Raw genomic sequence first — 17,442 nt, forward strand, 5'->3', positions numbered from 1 at the left:
TAAGGAGCTATTCTAAATGCGAAGTTTACAAAATATACTTGTAACCGGCGGTGCAGGCTTTATCGGTTCCAATTTTATCAGAACCTTATTAAAAAAAGAAGACGCATTTACGGGACGTATTATAAATCTTGATGCTCTTACTTATGCAGGTAATGCCGCAAGCCTTGCCGATATAGAATCCGAATTCGGTGGAAGCCGATACTTTTTTATTCATGGAAATATCTGCGATAAAGAAATCCTAAATACTATTTTTACCGAATATAATATTGACACAGTTGTTAATTTTGCAGCTGAAAGTCATGTTGACCGTTCTATTTTGGGTCCTGAGATTTTTTTACAGACAAATATTTTGGGAACCTTTAACCTTTTGGAAACTGCAAAGCAATTTTGGAAAAAAGCTGACGGAACAATGCGTGATGATGTTCTTTTTCACCATATCAGTACGGATGAGGTTTACGGTTCTTTGGGGCCTGAAGGCTATTTTGAAGAAACTACCGCCTATGATCCGCGTTCTCCTTATTCTGCAAGTAAGGCATCAAGCGATCACTTGGTAAAGGCTTACTTCCATACCTATGGTCTTCCCGTTACTATTTCAAATTGTTCTAATAATTACGGGCCGTTTCAATTTCCTGAAAAATTGATTCCTCTTATGATTTTAAATATGCTTGAAGGTAAAAAGCTTCCCGTTTATGGTGACGGTAAGCAAATTAGAGACTGGATACATGTTGAAGATCACAATGAAGCTGTAAGGCTTATACTAAAAAACGGGAGAGAGGGGGAGACCTATAATATAGGCGGTGAAAATGAATGGGAAAATATAAAGCTTTTAAATAAGCTCATTCAAATTGTTTGTAAAAAGACAGGTCTTAACGAAGAAAATGTAAGAAAAACCATTACACATGTAACCGATAGGCTTGGACATGACCGCCGCTATGCTATTGACTGTACCAAGATAAAAAATGAACTTGATTGGAAGCGTAACTTTGATTTTGAAACAGGGCTTGAAAATACTGTTGACTGGTATTTAAATAATAAGAAATGGATAGAAAATGTCCGCTCCGGTGAGTACCGAAATTGGATAGAAAAAAATTATAAAGAGAGATAGGTGTTGCCATAGTCAACATGACATAGCCAAGATTGACTTGACCCTTGCCCAATCTAAAAAAATATTGTAAAATAAAAACTATGAGTGATTTAATACAACCGAAAGTTTTAAAAGGATTTAGGGATTTTCTTCCGGCGGACGAGATTGAAAGAGCTCTTCTTATGGAAAGACTGGTAAAGGTTTTTAGGGATTACGGCTTTGTGCCTATAGACACCCCTGCCTTGGAATATTCCGAGATTCTATTGAGAAAAAGCGGAGGGGAGACCGAGAAGCAGGTTTTCCGGTTTAGCGACAATGGCGGACGGGATGTTGCTATGCGTTTTGATTTAACCGTTCCATTAGCCAGATTTGTCGCAGAGCATAAGTCCGAGATATATTTCCCGTTTAAACGCTATCATCTGGGAAAAGTTTGGCGCGGTGAGAAGCCTCAGGCCGGACGGTATCGGGAATTTTTGCAATGCGATTTTGATATATTGGGTTCCGATTCGGCTGCCGTTGATTTTGAAATTTTGCGTCTTATTAAAAAAGCTTTAAACGAATTAGGTGTTTCCAATTTTAAAATACACGTTTCCCACAGGGGTATATTTAACCGTTTTTTAAAGTCTTTAAACCTATCGGAAGACAGCGAAGAGGTTTTGCGTATTGTAGATAAACTTGCTAAGATAGGGGAGGACGAGGTTTTAAAGCTCCTTACAGATATAAGCTCCGAAGAAAGTGCAAAAAAAATATTGGCTTATATTTCCGGTGTGAGCAAGGATTTAAAAAGCGAAGACTTTGAAAAGACTCTTTCTCACTTGGAAAACCTTGCAGGCGGCCCCGACGAAGATACAAAACGCATGAGGGATATCTATGCCTTGGTAAAGGCTGTAGGTATTGAGGATTCAATTGTTTTTGATCCTTCAATTACGCGAGGCTTGGATTACTATACCGGTGTTGTATTTGAGACCTTCTTAAGCGATTTGCCATCGATAGGCTCTGTTTGTTCAGGCGGAAGGTACGATAACCTTACGGCTCTTTACATGAAGGAATCTATTACAGGAGTAGGCGCTTCCATAGGGCTTGATAGGCTTTTAGCAGCCCTTGAACAGTTGGGGCATCAAAAAACAAAGGCAAGCTTTACCGACCTCCTTATTTTTTCTTTACCTGAAGATGATCAATTTCTTTCGTATAAGATAGTAAACTTTTTTGAAGCCGAAAAAATAAATGCTGAAGTATATCCTGAACCTAAAAAGATGAATCATCAGTACGCCTATGCCGAAAAAAAAGACATAAGATGGGGGCTTTTTTTAGGTAAAGATTCTTGTGTAGAAGAATTTACCAAGACGCCTCAGGATTTTAAGATAAAATTAAAGGATATGACTAATAGAACTGAGGATGAAATGCCTCTTAGCGAAGCCGTAAAAAAGATTATGGCCTCAAAAAATTAAATCTCTTTTTTCCGGCTTATTTCGTATAATAGAATACCTGCTGCGACGGAAACATTTAGGCTGTCAAGTTTTCCCTTGGTTGGGATTGACACTATTTCGTCGCAGGTTTCTTCTACAAGGCGGCTCATTCCCCTTCCTTCACTTCCCATAATAAGGACTGTCTTTTTTGGGAACGTAAGATCGGGTAGGGCCTTGCCTCCTGCATCTGCCCCGTAAATCCAAAAGCCTTCCTTTTTTAGCCTTTCTACGGTTCTTACCAAATTGGTTACTTCCACGAATGGAACCCAGGCTAAAGCTCCTGCGCTTACCTTGCTTATAATCTCAAAGCCTCCCGCACTTTTGTTTTCCGGAACTATTATCCCGTCTATTCCGAACTGGTCTGCGCTTCGTATAATGGAACCGGTATTGTGAGGATCCGTAACGGAGTCGAGGATTACCACAAAGCCCGAGTCTTTTTCTGCAAGCTTTGCAAAAAACTCATCGATGCTCATTCCTTTTTTTTGATTTTCAGCCTCAGTTACAAGAACAATACCCCTGTGATCCCTTAACTGTTCCGGCAAGGTTTTAGTAAGGGAATCAAGAAATTGATTGTCTTTTTTTTCAATCTTTAGATTCAGTTTACGAGCCGCTTCCAAAATTTTCTTTACCCTTGGGCCTTCTTTGGAGTAAAAAATTTCAAGGTTCGGCTTCCGGCTCTTTTCTTTTTCTATTTTAAGTTTTTCCGCTCTTAAAATCTCGTCTATAGCATGAAAACCCGTAATTATTTTTTTCATAAATTTCTAGTCCAATTTGTATGTTTTTCCGTATTTTACCGTTTTTACATCATTATAACCGTTTTCGTTTAAGTATTGGGTAAAATAAGTTTGCGCCTTAGGTTCTCCGTGAACCAAGAATATAGTTTTAAGTTTAGGATTCTTCAAGGAGTCCAGCCATTCTCTGGACTCAAAATAGTCGGCATGAGCACTGAAGGCGTTTATCTGCAAAATTTCAGCCCGTACCTGATGCCATTCACCGAAAATTTTTACTTCTTGTTCTTTGTTTTGGAGTCTACGTCCGAGAGTATCTTCTGCCATAAAACCTACCAGCAGTACCTTTGTCGATGGCTTTTCGATATTGTTTGCAAGATGGTGGGTAATTCGTCCGAATTCGCACATTCCGTCCGCACTTATTATAACCATGGGACCGTCAATATTGTTCAATTCCTTGGACTCGGCTACGCTGGTTATAAATTTGAGCGAGTTAAAGCCGAAAGGATTTTTATGATGAATTAAAAAGGCCTCATGTGTTTGTGCATCATAGCATTCGGGATGTACCTGAAATATACTAGTTGCGTTTACGGCCATGGGAGAATCTACATAAATCGGAATATCGGGAATTATTTTTTTATCGACTAAGAGGTGAAAATAATAGACGATTTCCTGAGTCCTTTCAACGGCAAAGGCGGGAATAATCATCTTTCCCTTATTTTGTACAATTTCCTGTGTTTTTTCGGCAAGAAGTTTTAAAGCATTGTCGGTTTCCTCATGGCGCCGGTTTCCGTATGTGCTTTCAATAACTATATAATCTACAGGAGGAATAATATCCGGATCGCGGATAATAGCCTTATTTTTTCGGCCTAGGTCTCCTGTAAAGGCTATTTTTACCTCTTTCCCATCCGAGTCTTTGGCGGTAATTACAGCCATCGCTGAACCTAAAATATGCCCTGCATCATAGAATTCCAGTTGAACATTGGGGCCTATCCATGCGGGTCTATGATATGAAATTGTTACAAACTGATTGACTGTTTGGATTACATCGGCTTCATCAAAAAGAGGCACCCATTTAAAGGTTTCTCCTTTTTTTGCAGCTTGTTTGGATAAATACTCCCTATCTCTGGCTTGAATTCGTGCAGAATCCATCATAACAAGGTTTGCTATATCTCTGGTGGCAGGGGTTGCATATATATTGCCTGTAAATCCGTGCTTCCCCAGCAAGGGTAATAAACCGCAATGATCATAATGGCCGTGCGTTAAAATGACGGCTTCCAATTCGGAGACAGGAACATTAAAATCCCTGTTTTTCTTGTCCGCTTCTGCTCTTTTTCCTTGAAAAGCTCCGCAGTCTATCAAATACTTATACCCGTCAACTTCAAGAATATGTTTAGATCCGGTAACTTCTTGTGCAGCACCGAGTGAGTAAAACTTAATTGCCATAGCTTAAGCATACATCATAATAGGCGAAAAATCAAGTCCTATTTTTTAGCTATTGTTATAGATGGTCTAGAGGTTTATTGCCATATGTGGTAGCTGTGTATGTACTTTATAAAACTGAGATTTCCTAAAATAAACAAGGCAAGGCCTATACCCAGGAGGGTATAAGATGATGCATATAAGAGAACCGCATAACCTATTAAGGCCCCTGTCAGCGAAATGGCTGCAAATAAATACTCTTTTATGTTTTTTGTGATATAGACAAAAAAGTAATTTACGCAGGCTAGAAGTGCAGCTATTAAAAACAGGTATATATATGAATGGCCTGCCTTAATATCCGAAAGAAAGTATCTGCTTATATAAAAATTATTTATAGGCATTGATAAGCATATTAAAAAAGATATAAAAAAAATAAAAAAGAAGACTGACGATATCTTTCTAGTTATTATTTTGTTGGCAAAGATGCCTGCCATAAAGATGGACATAATTCCCGCTAATCTGAAAAAATATACCAATCGGGATAGATTTGCTATACTATCCAGCACTATATTAGAAAAGTTATATAGGGGAAAAACAAGCCTTATACTTTCAAAACTTATGCATAAGGTAAACATAGCAAAGAAGGATATCTCGATTGCATGAGTCTTTTTAAATGTAAAATAGACGAAGATTAAAAATCCGAGTGATAAAAACGGAAAGGCCAAAATGCTTATTAATACCGCATAGCCGTTATAATTATTTCTTAAAAAGCTGAGTATAAATTCAGTTATACTTGAGCTTACTGCAGATTTTGTGCCCGTTACCAAGGAATTATCAAGGTTTCCGTTAAGTACAATACCTACAAAGGATATTAAGGATAATATAAGAATTAAAGCTGCAATACATATGGCGACTAGGCGCGCTCTGTTTCTTCCTGCAATTGTCATATTAGAGCAGTATACCAGTAAAAAAAATATTTGTAAAGGCAATTATTCAAAAATACTTGATATATTGGTATTTTTATGGTAAAATAAGCCTTATGAACTTTGTTTTTATTTTAGTTTTACCCTTAGTTTTTTTACTCTATGCCTCATTTTCAAAGGAACAAGGCGGTAAGTTTGCAGCCTTTTTATTCGGTATTTTGGGTGGGATAGTGTCATTGATAATTGTTTCTTTTTTCCCTTTTTCGAGCCTACAAATTTCATCTTATTTGAGCTCCCATTTATGCCGCTTTTTCTTCCAGTACTTTTTCTTAAACGCTCTCTTCGGATTGGCTTTTTTCTTTTTGATTTCATGGTCTCTTTCTGAAGAAACTTTAAGCAATAGTTTGTCTGCTCTTTTCGGCATTTTTAGTGCCGTCTTTGCCTATCTATTTTACAGGAATATCAATACGCCCGATTCAACCGAGCTTATTTTATTCCTCCTTATAATAACAGGCACAATCCTTATTTTTGATTTTGTTTACTATGTTTTGTCGGCAAATTTAACGATTTCTATGGATTTTATGGTTTATGCGATAGCCTTTATTTCTTTTATCATTTTCAGCCTTTTAGGCTCATATGCTCTTGCTAGTTGGTATTTATCCAAATCTTTAAATATGCATACTTTTGTTTCTTGCGGTATGTTTTTGCTGGGACTTGTTTTAAATATTGTCCGGAATAGGTTGTAAGTTTTTCCTTTTATGAATCTCGATTTTTTGTCTTTATCGGATAAACATAATTCGGTTGTTGTGCTGGGAGCTACAGCGACGGGAAAGACCTCCTATGCCGTAGGCCTTGCAAAAGAGCTTGGCGGAGAAATCATTTCTGCGGATTCAAGGCAGGTTTATAAGGGCCTTGACCTAGGTACCGGAAAAGACTTAAAAGAATACGGAGATGTGCCTCATCACCTAATCGATATTTGCACCTTGGAAAGGGAATATAATGTCTTTGATTTTCAAAATGATGCTTACAAGGCCTTTGAAGATATAAAGAGGAGAAAAAAGCTGCCCATTTTTGCAGGAGGAACGGGGCTTTATCTTGATGCTCTTATAAGGGAATACGAACTTATTCCTGTTCCCAAAAATGAAAAATTGAGGGAGTCTTTGGCCGGTAAGAATTTGGCTGACTTACAAAAAGCTTTTTTTGAGTACAATGTTCCGATGCATAATAAGACCGACCTTGAAAATATGGATCGGCTTATGCGGGCTATTGAAATTGCGGAATATAAAAAGGCACATCCCGATGCGGTCAAAATCTTAAATGCAAACCGCCCCGATATCCGCCCCCTTATAATAGGCCTTAAATACCCGCGGGAGATTTTAAGGGAAAGAATAAGGCTTAGACTCTTAGAGCGTATAAAAGACGGAATGATAGAAGAAACAGAATGCCTTCACAAGGAGGGCTTTTCTTGGGAAAGGCTTGAAAGTTTGGGGCTTGAATATAAATTTACGGCTCAATATCTTCAAGGCAAAATAAAATCTAGGGAAGAGTACATTGATTCTCTTTACCGAGCTATTTGTCAGTTTGCGAAGAGGCAGGAAACTTGGTTTCGGCGTATGGAAAAAAACGGGGTAAAAATAAACTGGTTATTGAAAGAGGTTTTTAATTAGCGTTGGAGGGAAAATTGACTTTAAAACAAAATGTTCAATATGTTTTTATTGATTCAGGCATAGGAGGGCTGCCTTATTTAAGGCATTTAAAAGAATTGGAACCTCAAAGTTCTTGTGCCTATGTCGCAGACACAAAACATTTTCCCTATGGAGAAAAAACACTCGAAGAGGTAATAGAATATACCGAAGACCTGGTAAAGAAAATAATAGAAAAACTTAAACCCTCCGTTATAATAATAGCCTGTAATACGATGACGGTTTCGGCTCTTTCACACTTGCGTAAAAAATTCGAGATACCCTTTGTGGGCACTGTTCCTGCGATAAAACCTGCGGCCTTAACAAGTAAAAATAAAAAAATTGCCGTTCTTGCAACCGAAAGAACGGTAAACGATATCTACGTTCAAAATCTCATTGAAGAATTCGGAGCTGATTGTAAGTTTTTTATGCGTGCAGATTCCGTTTTGGTTTCCAAGATAGAGAACACCTTATTGTCAGGTTCTGAGGAAGATAAAAAGGCCGGAATCCGTCCTGCGGTTGAGTTTTTTAAATCGGCGGGAACGGATACTGCCGTCCTAGGCTGTACACATTTTCTCCACCTAAGAGATGAGTTTAAATCCGAGTGTGAGCCGAATATAAAGATTGTGGACTCTTTGGATGGGGTTGTAAATCAAGCCTTAAAAATATCGCCTCTTCAAAAATCAAAGACGGATAAAAAATTAAAAAATATTCAAAAAGATATTTTTTATATCACATCGGAAAAAACTGAAGAGAGTACAAAAAAATATTCTGCCTATGCGGAACTCTTTAATATGACTTTGGGTTACTTATAAAATGAAAGGATTGGTTTTAAAAGGATCTAATAATATTTTTTATGTTGAATGTGAAGACGGAAAATTCAGAAGCTGCTCCATTAAGGGGAAGGTTCTAAAAGATTCTGCTCTTTACTATAATCCTCTTGCTGCCGGAGATTTTATAAATCTTGAGCCCGATACTCACTCTGATGATGAAGGCTTGATAACGGGTTTAATAGAAAGAAAAAATTCTTTTTTACGCTTAAATCAAAAACTGAATATGCCCCAGCTTTTAGCTGCAAATATCGACCTGCTTGTTTGTGTTGTTTCTGCTGCAAACCCTCCATTCCGCCCCCGATTTGTAGACAGAGTTTTAGTGCAAGCCGAGATTCAAAAGATTCCGGTTTTAATTGTTATAAATAAGTGTGATTTAAAAATCTCGGCTGATGTAAAAGATAGAATAGAGGACTGGAAAAGGTTGGGCTATAAAACCATCGAAGTATCGGCAAAGGAGGGCTGGGGAATGGATAACTTAATTGAAAGCCTCTCTGCTAAAACTTCTGCTCTTGTAGGACAGTCAGGAGTTGGTAAGAGCACTCTCTTAAATTTTATCGCCCCCGATTTAAATTTAAAAACTTCTGCAATTTCGGATAAGTATGACCGAGGTACCCACACGACAACGCAAGGGGAGTATTTTAAAATAAAGGCTCTTACTTCAAAGGGAAAAGAACATTCGATAAACATAATTGATACGCCGGGTGTGAGGCATTTTGCCATTTACGGCATCGAGCCTGAGGATACGGCCCTATATTTTCCAGAAATGGAAAAGCTCATAGGCTCATGTAAATTCGGACTTTCCTGCACCCATACCCATGAACCCGGCTGTGCCCTTTTGGAAGCCCTTAAAAAAGGAAATATTCATAAGGATAGGTATACGAGTTTTGAGCTTATACATAAAGAATTACAAGAAACGGTAAAGAAGTATTAATCGTAGGATAGGAGTATGATATGACTGAACATACGCTGGAAGTTTTACAGTTTTCGAGGATAAGAGAAATTATTGCCTCCTATTGTGTAACTGATGAAGGAAAAGAATTTTGTTTAAAAAAGAATCCTGATACGGATATAAAAAAAATAGAAGAAGAAAAAAAATTAGGGATTGATTTTTTAAGTCTTTTAAGGGCATATAAGGCTCCTCCAATCAAATATAGGCCCCCTGTTCTTCCTTTTATTGAAGGCATAGAAGTTGAAGGTGCCGCCCTTGATATTGAAGGCGTTTATTCGGTCGGGCTTTTAGCCTTGTCCGTTTTTTCTTTACACGAATGGTTAAGCCCATTTTTAGAAAATGAAGACCTAAATGAAAACTCGATTGTTTCCTTTGTAAAAAAAATACCCGATATGCTCCATCTAAAAAAACTTGTATTTTCTTTTATAGATGAAAACGGAGAATTGCAAGACCTGCCTTCTTTGAGGGCAATAAAAAATAAGATACGCTCTATCGAGGACGATATAGATAAAACTATGCGGAATTATTTTACAAACGATGCAACCCGTCAAATGCTTCAATCCAATCTTCCTACGGTCAAAGACGGAAGACAGGTTATAGCCGTAAGATCAAATTTTAAAGGAAGGATTCCAGGTATCATTCATGAGTATTCTCAATCGGGACAAACATTTTATCTTGAACCGGAAGAAATAGTTTTAAAGAATAATGACCTTATCTCCGCTCATGCCGAATATGAGCGTGAACTTTTAAGGCTATTGCAGGACTTAACAGCTCAAATTGCAGAGCATACCGAAAACATAAAAGAGGCCTGTGAAGCAATCACAAAATTGGATTGTGTTGCCGCCGCTTCCCGATGGGCTCATTCCAATAATTGTGTCTTTGCAGGCAGTATAGATTTAAGCTTAAGCCATTCAATAGGCAAGGACGGCAGCCCTGATTCAAAAGGCACGCCTCTTGCTTTTTATCTTCATCAAGCCCGGCATCCCCTTCTTGGAAAATCGGCTGTTCCTATAGACCTAAAATTATCTAAAGATGATAGGGTGCTCATCATAACGGGCCCGAATACCGGAGGAAAAACCGTAAGCTTAAAAACGGCAGCTCTCTTTGCTCTGATAAACCAAACAGGCTGGCCCGTTCCTGCAGGCCCCTTGACCCGTCTTCCTTACTTTGATTTTATAGCCTGTGACATAGGCGATGAGCAGTCTATGGATCAATCCCTTTCTACATTTTCGGCTCACATGAAAAATGTTTCCGAAATTATAAGGAGGGCAGGGGATAAAAGCCTTATAATTCTTGATGAGCTTGGAAGCGGTACGGATCCTCAAGAAGGATGTGCAATAGCCATGGCCGTTCTCGATGATCTTTTAGAAAAAAAAGCCTTTGTCTTTGTTACAACCCATCATGGTGCCTTAAAAAATTACGGCTATAGTAAGGAGTCCTGTGTAAATGCCTCGGTCGAATTTAATCAAAACACATTGAGCCCTACCTATCGGATACTAATGGGAGTTCCCGGAGAAAGCCATGCCGTTGACATAGCCAAGCGTAACGGTCTTCCTGAACATATAATCGAAAAAGCTCACACCTATTTGGGAAATAACAGGGCCGATGTTTCCGATCTTATCAAGGGTCTTATTCAAAAGCATGAAGACCTAAACGAATTTGAACTTCAAAAAAAAGAAGAAGAATTAAAACTTAAAGAAGATAGGCGGCGTTCCGATTTAAAAGAACTTCAATTAAAACAAAAAGAATTGGAGCTGAAAAAAGACGGAATAAAAAGGCTCGATCTCTTTTTTGAAGAAAAAAGAAAATTTCTTGAAAACCTTGTGCGGGAGCTGAGAGAGGGAGAGCTAAGCCGAGAAAAAACTTTAAGCGTCAAAAAATGGATTGACGATTTTGAAAAAGACTTGGGCAAAGAACATGAAGCACTTAAACTTGAACAAACAAAAATAGACGAAAAACTTCATACTTCAAAAGAAAAAAACAAGGCTCCTCAAAATCCTGAGCTCCGCGAAGGCACAAGGGTTATAATAAAAAGCCTCAACCGTAATGGAGAGCTTATCCGTGAAGAAAAAAAAGGAAAGTGGCTTGTTGCCGTCGATAACTTAAAACTTACTATTGCAGAGGACGACATGGAGGCTTGCGAAAATCAGGAAAAGCTTAAACTTTCTAAACCCATTGTCAGCATTATAAGCGACTCTAGTGCTCCTTCTTCCCGTCCTTCTTTTGAGCTTCGCCTCTTAGGAATGAGGGCTGAGGAAGCTCAAAAGGCCTTGCAGGATCAGATGGATCTTGCTTTGGTACACGGTATTACCGAATTCGCTATCATTCACGGAAAGGGGCATGGAATTCTTCAAGAACTTTCTCACGATTTTTTAAAGAGAAGTCCCTATGTAAAGGCTTTCCGTTTTGCAAAGCCGGAAGAAGGCGGATCGGGAAAGACGATAGTAAGCCTAGGCTAAATCACAACCTCAGCTAACACGGGCTAATTTGATTCAAAATTTTCTATTACGTAAAAATCTACGGGGAACCAATTTTCGGGAGCCGCTATTTCATCGGCTATTTCTCCTATAGGAACATGGGCCGTAGTTTCACAGCCTAGATAGGTTTTTCCATTGTGAGTAAAACAGGTTCCGCTTCCAGGACAGTCTACTGCGGCTATGGCATGGGACTTATTCGGAGAAACCAAAAGGACGGCATCTATGTTCATCTGTTTTAACATTAGCACCATAAGAAGAGCCCTGCTGTCGCAGTCGCCCCTTTTTTCTGTAAGGGCTTGAGGCAAATTCATAAAATCGCTTCCTTTTCTGTCTCTTTCATAGTTAAAATTTTGAACTAAAAAAAGCAGTTCCTTTGCCGCTTTTTCGGCAAATTCGCTTTGATTGTTTTCATCAAAGAGAGAAGTATATACGGCAAAGGAAGCAGGAGCTATGCGGTTCCATGCATCCCTAAAAATTATCTTATAAAAACGCTGCCAAGCTGCGATTAAATTATCATGATTTAAATACATAGTCAAAACAGAAAATTCCCTGTCAATTACCGACTTGTTTGCTTCCGCATCGGATTCGTCTATCGTAAAGGATATGTTTTTATTGTTAAAAGTATACTCGATAGTTTTTTCTTTTGTTTTAGGATAGAGGGCTGTTGTAACCGGCCCGGGTTCAAAATAAGACATTGTATCGGTATAAACCGTGTCAAGGGAAGAAATCATGAGGTTTTCGCACTCCTTTGCCTTATCCTTGTAGGTATAGGTAAGAAGAACCAGCCAGCCTGTTTTATTGGGCAGCTCAAGGCTTAAAACCCAGCCTGAAAGCTCCTTAGGTTTATATTTTTCGGAAGGTGAATATAAAAACGATACCGACGATAAAAGAGCTTCCTTATTTCTCCATACAAAAGGCACATCCTTATGAGTCATTTTTAGCTGTTTAAAAACATGTTCGGCCGCTTCTTTTGCAGTCTTAAATTGGGGCTCTTCATACAAGGCAATTTGCAAATCAACCGGCAGAATAGCATGCTGAAAAAGGTATCTTTCATTTCCTTCTCTATAGGCTAAAACAAAATCCTCAGGCAGGTCAAGTGCATAGCCCCATGAAGGGGAATACATTTGTTCCGCCGAAAGAGAAACACTTAAAAAAAAGAAACAGCTTAGAAACAAAAAAAATAATAAAACGTTTTTCTTTTTCATTTTTTCCCTCATATCACTCTATAATTATAACTTATTTTTAATAATAATACTATAGTTTTAACATGAAATTTACTTTGCATATCCTTCAAAATTATGCTATACTGTTCGGGCTATGATTCAATTTGAAAATGATGTTTTTTATCTGGAAACCGAGAACTCAAGTTATTGGTTCCGTATAAGTCCCTACGGCCACTTGGAAACCGTGCATTACGGTAAAAAGATGGAAAGAGGCGATATACAGGGGCTCCTTGTAAAAAGAACGGCACAGACAGGTTCTTCCGTTTGCTATAACGAAAAAGACCCCCTCTATGTGCTTGATAATATCCCCTTGCAATGGTCGGGAAACGGTAGGGGAGACTACCGTTATTCTCCTTGCGAAATAAGAATGCCCGATTCTTCTTTTACGCACGACTTTGTTTATCAATCCCATAAGATAGAAAAGGGCTTAAAACCTATGCAGTCTCTTCCTTCCGCCATTGACGGAAATGAAGACGCCGAAACCCTTATCATAAATTTAAAAGATATAAACGATGTTAATCTTGCACTCTACTATACGGTGTTTCCGTCCTTTAATATTATAACAAGGCGTGCCGTCTTGACGAATAATAATGAAAAAGCCTTGGAAATACGCCGCCTTATGAGTATGATGATAGATCTTCCGGACAGGGGCTTCGATATGTTCACACTTGACGGGAGCTGGATTAAAGAAGCTCATCTCCACAAAAAAGAAATTTCCTATGGGATGTGGGTAAACGAGTCTACAACCGGAGCAAGCTCTAACCGTCATAATCCTGGTTTTCTTGTTGCAGCTCACGGGGCAGAGGAGGATAGGGGAGAGGTCTACGGGTTCAACCTTATCTACAGCGGCAATCATTTCGGCTTTGTTCAAAAAAGTCAATTGGACTTAATCCGCATAGGTATCGGGATAAGCCCTCATTGTTTTTCTTGGGATTTAAAAAAAGGTGAAAGCTTTGAAACTCCTGAGGCTCTTCTTTCTTTTTCCGATAGGGGATTTAACGGGCTTCGTTCAAATATGCACGGCTTTATAAATAAGTGCATTGTAAGAGGCGAATGGAAAGAAAAAGAAAGGCCTGTTTTAATAAACAATTGGGAAGCCGATTTTTTTAAGTTTAACCGCCGAAGCCTTTTACGCTCTGCCCGTCAGGCAAAAAAGCTGGGGCTTGAGCTTTTTGTGCTTGATGACGGCTGGTTCGGAGACCGGAATAACGATAGTGCAGGCCTCGGCGACTATCGGGTAAATACAAAAAAACTCCCCGGCGGAATTAAAAAACTTGCCGACAGGGTGCGTAAAATAGGGCTTGACTTCGGGCTTTGGTTTGAGCCTGAAATGGTAAACGAGGACAGCGATCTATTTCGTTCTCATCCCGAATGGGCCTTAAAAGAGCCTTTCAGGGAGCCGGTCAGAGGAAGGCATCAGCTCGTCCTTGACCTTTGTCTTAAAGAAGTGAGGGATTATATAGTTGAAAATGTCTCACGGATTTTAGATGAGGCGGATGTCTCTTATGTAAAATGGGATATGAACCGCCACATATCGGCAGCTTTTTCTCCTTCTTTAAAAAATCAAGGAGAGTTTTATCACCGTTATATTTTAGGCCTTTATGAAGTCCTAACGAGGATTTTTTCTCCCCGTCCTCATATTCTGCTTGAAAGCTGTTCTTCAGGGGGAAACCGCTTTGATCTTGGAATGCTTTGCTTTTCTCCCCAGATATGGACTTCGGACAATACCGACCCTGTGGAAAGGCAGGAAATACAAAGCTCTTTAAGTCTTTTATATCCGCTTTCTGCCATGGGAGCCCATGTTTCGGCCTCGCCACATCAGCAGACCCTAAGGCAAACCTCCTTGAGTACCCGCTTTAATACCGCCTGTTTCGGGGTCTTAGGTTATGAATTGGATCTAAAATTTTTAACCCATGCCGAAAAAAAAGAAATAAAAGAACAAGTTTCTTTTTATAAAAAATACAGAAAAATTTTTCAGTTCGGTTCTTTTTCGGTTATAGGTACTCATAAAAATAATCAGAGGCATTGGCAATGTTCTGACGGCAGGACTGCCATATCAGGCCTTTTTCAGATGAAGGCACGGACTGCCGACGGGCACAGTATTTTAAAAGTTAAAGGAATGAAGGAAAATGCCTTATACGAGGTTGAAACAAAACCTCAAAGCCTCTATATAAAGCGTTTCGGAGGTTTGATTAAACATGTGCTGCCCATTTCTTTAAACCCTGAGGGGCTTGTTTTAAGAACGGTAAACAAGTATTATGCTCTTTTAGATTGTGTAGAAAAATATCGAGCTTCAGGAAAGCTGTTGGACTACGGTATTCTTTTAAATAATCAGTTTATGGGCACTTATTATAATGATAAGACTCATCTTTGGGGAGACTTCGGTTCCTGTTTATTTGTAACAAAGGAGGTCATTTAAAATGAAACAAAACAGATGGACTTTCGGCCTTGGAACTATAGGCCGAGATATGGTGTACTCTTTGATAAGCATGTACCTTATTTTTTACATGACCGATGTAATTTATGTTCCTACAAATGTATTGTGGAGTATTACGGTTATTGTTCTTGCAGCCCGCATTTTTGATGCCTGTAACGATCCGATTATGGGTCTGATAGTCGATAATACCAAAACCAAGTACGGAAAATTTAAGCCTTGGATAGCCTTCGGAGCCTTGACCTCAGGGATTTTTACGATCCTTCTTTTTACGGATTTCGGGATTAAGGGAGGTGCTTATGCAGCCTTCTTCGGCATTATCTATCTTTTATGGGGTGTTGCTTTTACTACAAACGATATAAGCTATTGGTCAATGCTTCCTTCTTTAAGTGTGGATCAAAAAGAAAGAGAAAAAATAGGATCTATTGCCCGTATATGTGCAAATGTAGGGCTTTTCTTTGTTGTTGCCGGCATAGTTCCCATTACAACCGCATGGGGTAATAAGACAGGAAGCCTTGCAAAGGGATATTTTTTCTTTGCAATTATGGTTACCCTAATTATGTGGCTCGGTCAAATTATAACCTTAATCGGCGTAAAAGAACCGAAAATAACAAAACCTCAAAAACATACCTCCCTTAAAGAGCTTTTGAGCGTTATAGTAAAAAATGACCAGCTCCTTTTGACTGCAATAGCCATGACTCTATTTATGATAGGTTATATGACCACAACCGGTTTCGGACTTTACTTTTTTAAGTATTCCTATGGCGATGAAGGCATGTATTCAGTCTTTGCAATTATCCTAGGCCTTTCCCAAATTTCGGCCCTGATTATTTTTCCGGTTTTAAGTAAATTTTTTGTAAGGCAAAAAATTTATACGGCTTCGATAATAATGGTTTTGGCAGGTTACATCCTCTTCTTTTTTGCTCCTACAAATACCATGCTTTTTATCGGTATTTCGGGAGTTCTTCTCTTTGTGGGTCAGGCCTTTATTCAGCTTATGATGCTCATGTTCCTCGCAGATTGTGTTGACTACGGCCATTGGAAATTGGGCAAACGGAATGACAGCATTTCGTTTTCGATTCAGCCCTTTATCAATAAACTTTCAGGAGCTATCGGAAACGGCATCGTAAGCGCAGTCGTCATTCTTTCAGGAATCAAAGAAGCTTCATCCGCTGCCGAGGTTACAAAGGAAGGCCTTTTAATGATGAAGACAGCCATGCTCGTCTTTCCTCTTTTTTGTATAGTCGGCAGCTACATCCTATACCGCCTCCGCTATAAAATCGACGAAAAAACCTATGCTAACATTTTAACTGAACTTGAAGAGCGGGGCGAGCTGGTTAAAAAATGATGTAGATAAAATGTCTATGAGTAAAACCGATTTTAAATATGACTGCAACAGCTCGTGCCTGACACGTTATCCTCTTTTTTTTATTCATGGTATCGGTTTTAAAGATAATTCAAAGTATTATTCTTATTGGGGAAGAATAACCGGCTGCTTGCAAAATCACGGGGCTAAGGTGTTTTTCAGTAACCATGATCGTATAGGAACAATACATGATAATGCCGTAAAAATTAAGGCAAAGCTTGATGATATTATCAAAACTGAACATATTGAAAAGGTTAATATTATAGCCCATTCGAAAGGCGGAATTGAGGCCCGTTATCTTATTTCCTCTCTTGGAGCTGGAAAAAATACGGCTTCGCTGACAACCTTTGCTAGTCCCCACCGCGGGATTAAGGCTATAGATGCTGCCTGCCGCATACCTTTTGTAATATCCGTTTTTAATCCTTTTGTCAATGTTTGTTTTAAATTATGGGGAGATAAAAATCCTCAATTTAAAAAGACAGTAAAAGAATTAGGTGCTGAAAATATGGAAAAATTTAATGCCGAAAATAAAGACGATAATCAAGTACGGTATTTCAGCTATGCTGCAAAGATGAACAATGCCTTAAGTGATATCATATTTTTGTTAAGCTATCCAATAGTTAAATTTATCGATGGAGATAACGACGGTCTCATCCCTGTTGAATCTGCAAAGTGGGGCATTTTTAAGGGCTTAATAGAAAACAAAGGTGGAAGAGGTGTTTCACATTCCGATATAGTAGATATCCGCCAGTCTACGATTGGTAATTTTGATATTACCAATATTTATATTGAGCATGTACAGGAACTTAAGAAGCTAGGGTTTTAGACTATTTCTTTTATTGTTAGTTATTCCGT

The 17,442-nt window shown here is 38.7% G+C and carries 14 protein-coding genes; 10 read left to right on the forward strand and 4 right to left on the reverse strand.

The annotated features are described in order from the left end of the window. Nucleotides 1–16: 16 nt before the first annotated feature. Together rfbB and hisS are read left to right on the forward strand one after the other, a co-directional pair. Nucleotides 17–1,105 carry a dTDP-glucose 4,6-dehydratase gene (gene rfbB, locus HGJ18_RS03875; RefSeq protein WP_253697763.1) on the forward strand — a complete coding sequence of 363 codons (1,089 nt, stop codon included), beginning with the start codon at nucleotides 17–19 and terminating at the stop codon, nucleotides 1,103–1,105. An 80-nt stretch (nucleotides 1,106–1,185) separates the two neighbouring features. Then, the gene (gene hisS / locus HGJ18_RS03880) at nucleotides 1,186–2,532 is read left to right on the forward strand and encodes a histidine--tRNA ligase (RefSeq protein ID WP_253697764.1); all 1,347 of its coding nucleotides are present in this window, start codon (nucleotides 1,186–1,188) and stop codon (nucleotides 2,530–2,532) included. On the opposite strand, the gene rlmB is transcribed toward hisS, so the two are convergent. The 3 genes from rlmB to HGJ18_RS03895 form a co-directional block, all read right to left on the reverse strand. After that, nucleotides 2,529–3,305: a 23S rRNA (guanosine(2251)-2'-O)-methyltransferase RlmB gene (gene rlmB, locus HGJ18_RS03885; RefSeq protein ID WP_253697765.1), complete on the reverse strand. Its 777-nt coding sequence runs from the start codon at nucleotides 3,303–3,305 to the stop codon at nucleotides 2,529–2,531. The genes hisS and rlmB overlap by 4 nt on opposite strands. Before the next feature lie 6 nt (nucleotides 3,306–3,311). Continuing rightward, nucleotides 3,312–4,724, reverse strand: coding sequence for an MBL fold metallo-hydrolase RNA specificity domain-containing protein (locus tag HGJ18_RS03890; protein WP_253697766.1), 1,413 nt, complete (start codon nucleotides 4,722–4,724; stop codon nucleotides 3,312–3,314). Nucleotides 4,725–4,798: 74 nt separating this feature from the next. Further along, entirely contained in the window at nucleotides 4,799–5,647 is an 849-nt protein-coding gene (locus tag HGJ18_RS03895; protein WP_253697767.1) for a hypothetical protein, read from the reverse strand. A 92-nt stretch (nucleotides 5,648–5,739) separates the two neighbouring features. Here HGJ18_RS03895 and HGJ18_RS03900 point away from each other — a divergent pair, with 92 nt between their 5' ends. From HGJ18_RS03900 to HGJ18_RS03920, 5 genes are read left to right on the forward strand one after another with little or no spacing between them, the layout of a single operon-like run. Continuing rightward, nucleotides 5,740–6,369, forward strand: coding sequence for a hypothetical protein (locus tag HGJ18_RS03900; RefSeq protein WP_253697768.1), 630 nt, complete (start codon nucleotides 5,740–5,742; stop codon nucleotides 6,367–6,369). Between the two features lie 12 nt (nucleotides 6,370–6,381). Further along, a complete protein-coding gene (miaA, locus tag HGJ18_RS03905; protein WP_253697769.1) occupies nucleotides 6,382–7,290 on the forward strand; it encodes a tRNA (adenosine(37)-N6)-dimethylallyltransferase MiaA in 909 nt (302 codons plus the stop codon). A 14-nt stretch (nucleotides 7,291–7,304) separates the two neighbouring features. Next, entirely contained in the window at nucleotides 7,305–8,120 is an 816-nt protein-coding gene (gene murI, locus HGJ18_RS03910; RefSeq protein ID WP_253697770.1) for a glutamate racemase, read from the forward strand. 1 nt (nucleotide 8,121) lies between these two features. Then, on the forward strand, nucleotides 8,122–9,069 hold the full coding sequence (rsgA, locus tag HGJ18_RS03915; RefSeq protein WP_253697772.1) for a ribosome small subunit-dependent GTPase A: 948 nt from the start codon (nucleotides 8,122–8,124) through the stop codon (nucleotides 9,067–9,069). 20 nt (nucleotides 9,070–9,089) lie between these two features. Then, complete coding sequence (locus tag HGJ18_RS03920) at nucleotides 9,090–11,546, forward strand: endonuclease MutS2 (RefSeq protein WP_253697773.1); 2,457 nt, start codon at nucleotides 9,090–9,092, stop codon at nucleotides 11,544–11,546. Nucleotides 11,547–11,569: 23 nt separating this feature from the next. Here HGJ18_RS03920 and HGJ18_RS03925 read toward each other — a convergent pair whose 3' ends face one another. Continuing rightward, complete coding sequence (locus tag HGJ18_RS03925; RefSeq protein ID WP_253697774.1) at nucleotides 11,570–12,769, reverse strand: transglutaminase-like domain-containing protein; 1,200 nt, start codon at nucleotides 12,767–12,769, stop codon at nucleotides 11,570–11,572. A gap of 112 nt (nucleotides 12,770–12,881) precedes the next feature. Between HGJ18_RS03925 and HGJ18_RS03930 the strand changes: the two genes are divergently transcribed. Genes HGJ18_RS03930 through HGJ18_RS03940 form a run of 3 tightly spaced genes read left to right on the forward strand, consistent with a single transcriptional unit; the run spans nucleotide 12,882 to nucleotide 17,413 of the window. Continuing rightward, on the forward strand, nucleotides 12,882–15,206 hold the full coding sequence (locus HGJ18_RS03930) for an alpha-galactosidase (protein WP_253697775.1): 2,325 nt from the start codon (nucleotides 12,882–12,884) through the stop codon (nucleotides 15,204–15,206). A 1-nt stretch (nucleotide 15,207) separates the two neighbouring features. Next, entirely contained in the window at nucleotides 15,208–16,569 is a 1,362-nt protein-coding gene (locus HGJ18_RS03935) for a glycoside-pentoside-hexuronide (GPH):cation symporter (protein WP_253697776.1), read from the forward strand. A gap of 16 nt (nucleotides 16,570–16,585) precedes the next feature. After that, the gene (locus tag HGJ18_RS03940) at nucleotides 16,586–17,413 is read left to right on the forward strand and encodes a lipase family alpha/beta hydrolase (protein WP_253697777.1); all 828 of its coding nucleotides are present in this window, start codon (nucleotides 16,586–16,588) and stop codon (nucleotides 17,411–17,413) included. The last annotated feature ends 29 nt before the right edge of the window (nucleotides 17,414–17,442 follow it).

Source organism: Treponema denticola, assembly GCF_024181405.1.
Classification (GTDB): Bacteria; Spirochaetota; Spirochaetia; order Treponematales; family Treponemataceae; genus Treponema_B; species Treponema_B denticola_D.

Bases quoted from the DNA above. Each gene is read 5' to 3' on its own strand.
- rfbB (WP_253697763.1), top strand. From the start codon at position 17: ATGCGAAGTTTACAAAATATACTTGTAACCGGCGGTGCAGGCTTTATC.
- HGJ18_RS03940 (WP_253697777.1), top strand. From the start codon at position 16,586: ATGAGTAAAACCGATTTTAAATATGACTGCAACAGCTCGTGCCTGACA.
- HGJ18_RS03920 (WP_253697773.1), top strand. From the start codon at position 9,090: ATGACTGAACATACGCTGGAAGTTTTACAGTTTTCGAGGATAAGAGAA.
- HGJ18_RS03895 (WP_253697767.1), bottom strand. From the start codon at position 5,647: ATGACAATTGCAGGAAGAAACAGAGCGCGCCTAGTCGCCATATGTATT.
- HGJ18_RS03890 (WP_253697766.1), bottom strand. From the start codon at position 4,724: ATGGCAATTAAGTTTTACTCACTCGGTGCTGCACAAGAAGTTACCGGA.
- HGJ18_RS03900 (WP_253697768.1), top strand. From the start codon at position 5,740: ATGAACTTTGTTTTTATTTTAGTTTTACCCTTAGTTTTTTTACTCTAT.
- rsgA (WP_253697772.1), top strand. From the start codon at position 8,122: ATGAAAGGATTGGTTTTAAAAGGATCTAATAATATTTTTTATGTTGAA.
- hisS (WP_253697764.1), top strand. From the start codon at position 1,186: ATGAGTGATTTAATACAACCGAAAGTTTTAAAAGGATTTAGGGATTTT.
- HGJ18_RS03930 (WP_253697775.1), top strand. From the start codon at position 12,882: ATGATTCAATTTGAAAATGATGTTTTTTATCTGGAAACCGAGAACTCA.
- HGJ18_RS03925 (WP_253697774.1), bottom strand. From the start codon at position 12,769: ATGAAAAAGAAAAACGTTTTATTATTTTTTTTGTTTCTAAGCTGTTTC.
- miaA (WP_253697769.1), top strand. From the start codon at position 6,382: ATGAATCTCGATTTTTTGTCTTTATCGGATAAACATAATTCGGTTGTT.
- rlmB (WP_253697765.1), bottom strand. From the start codon at position 3,305: ATGAAAAAAATAATTACGGGTTTTCATGCTATAGACGAGATTTTAAGA.
- HGJ18_RS03935 (WP_253697776.1), top strand. From the start codon at position 15,208: ATGAAACAAAACAGATGGACTTTCGGCCTTGGAACTATAGGCCGAGAT.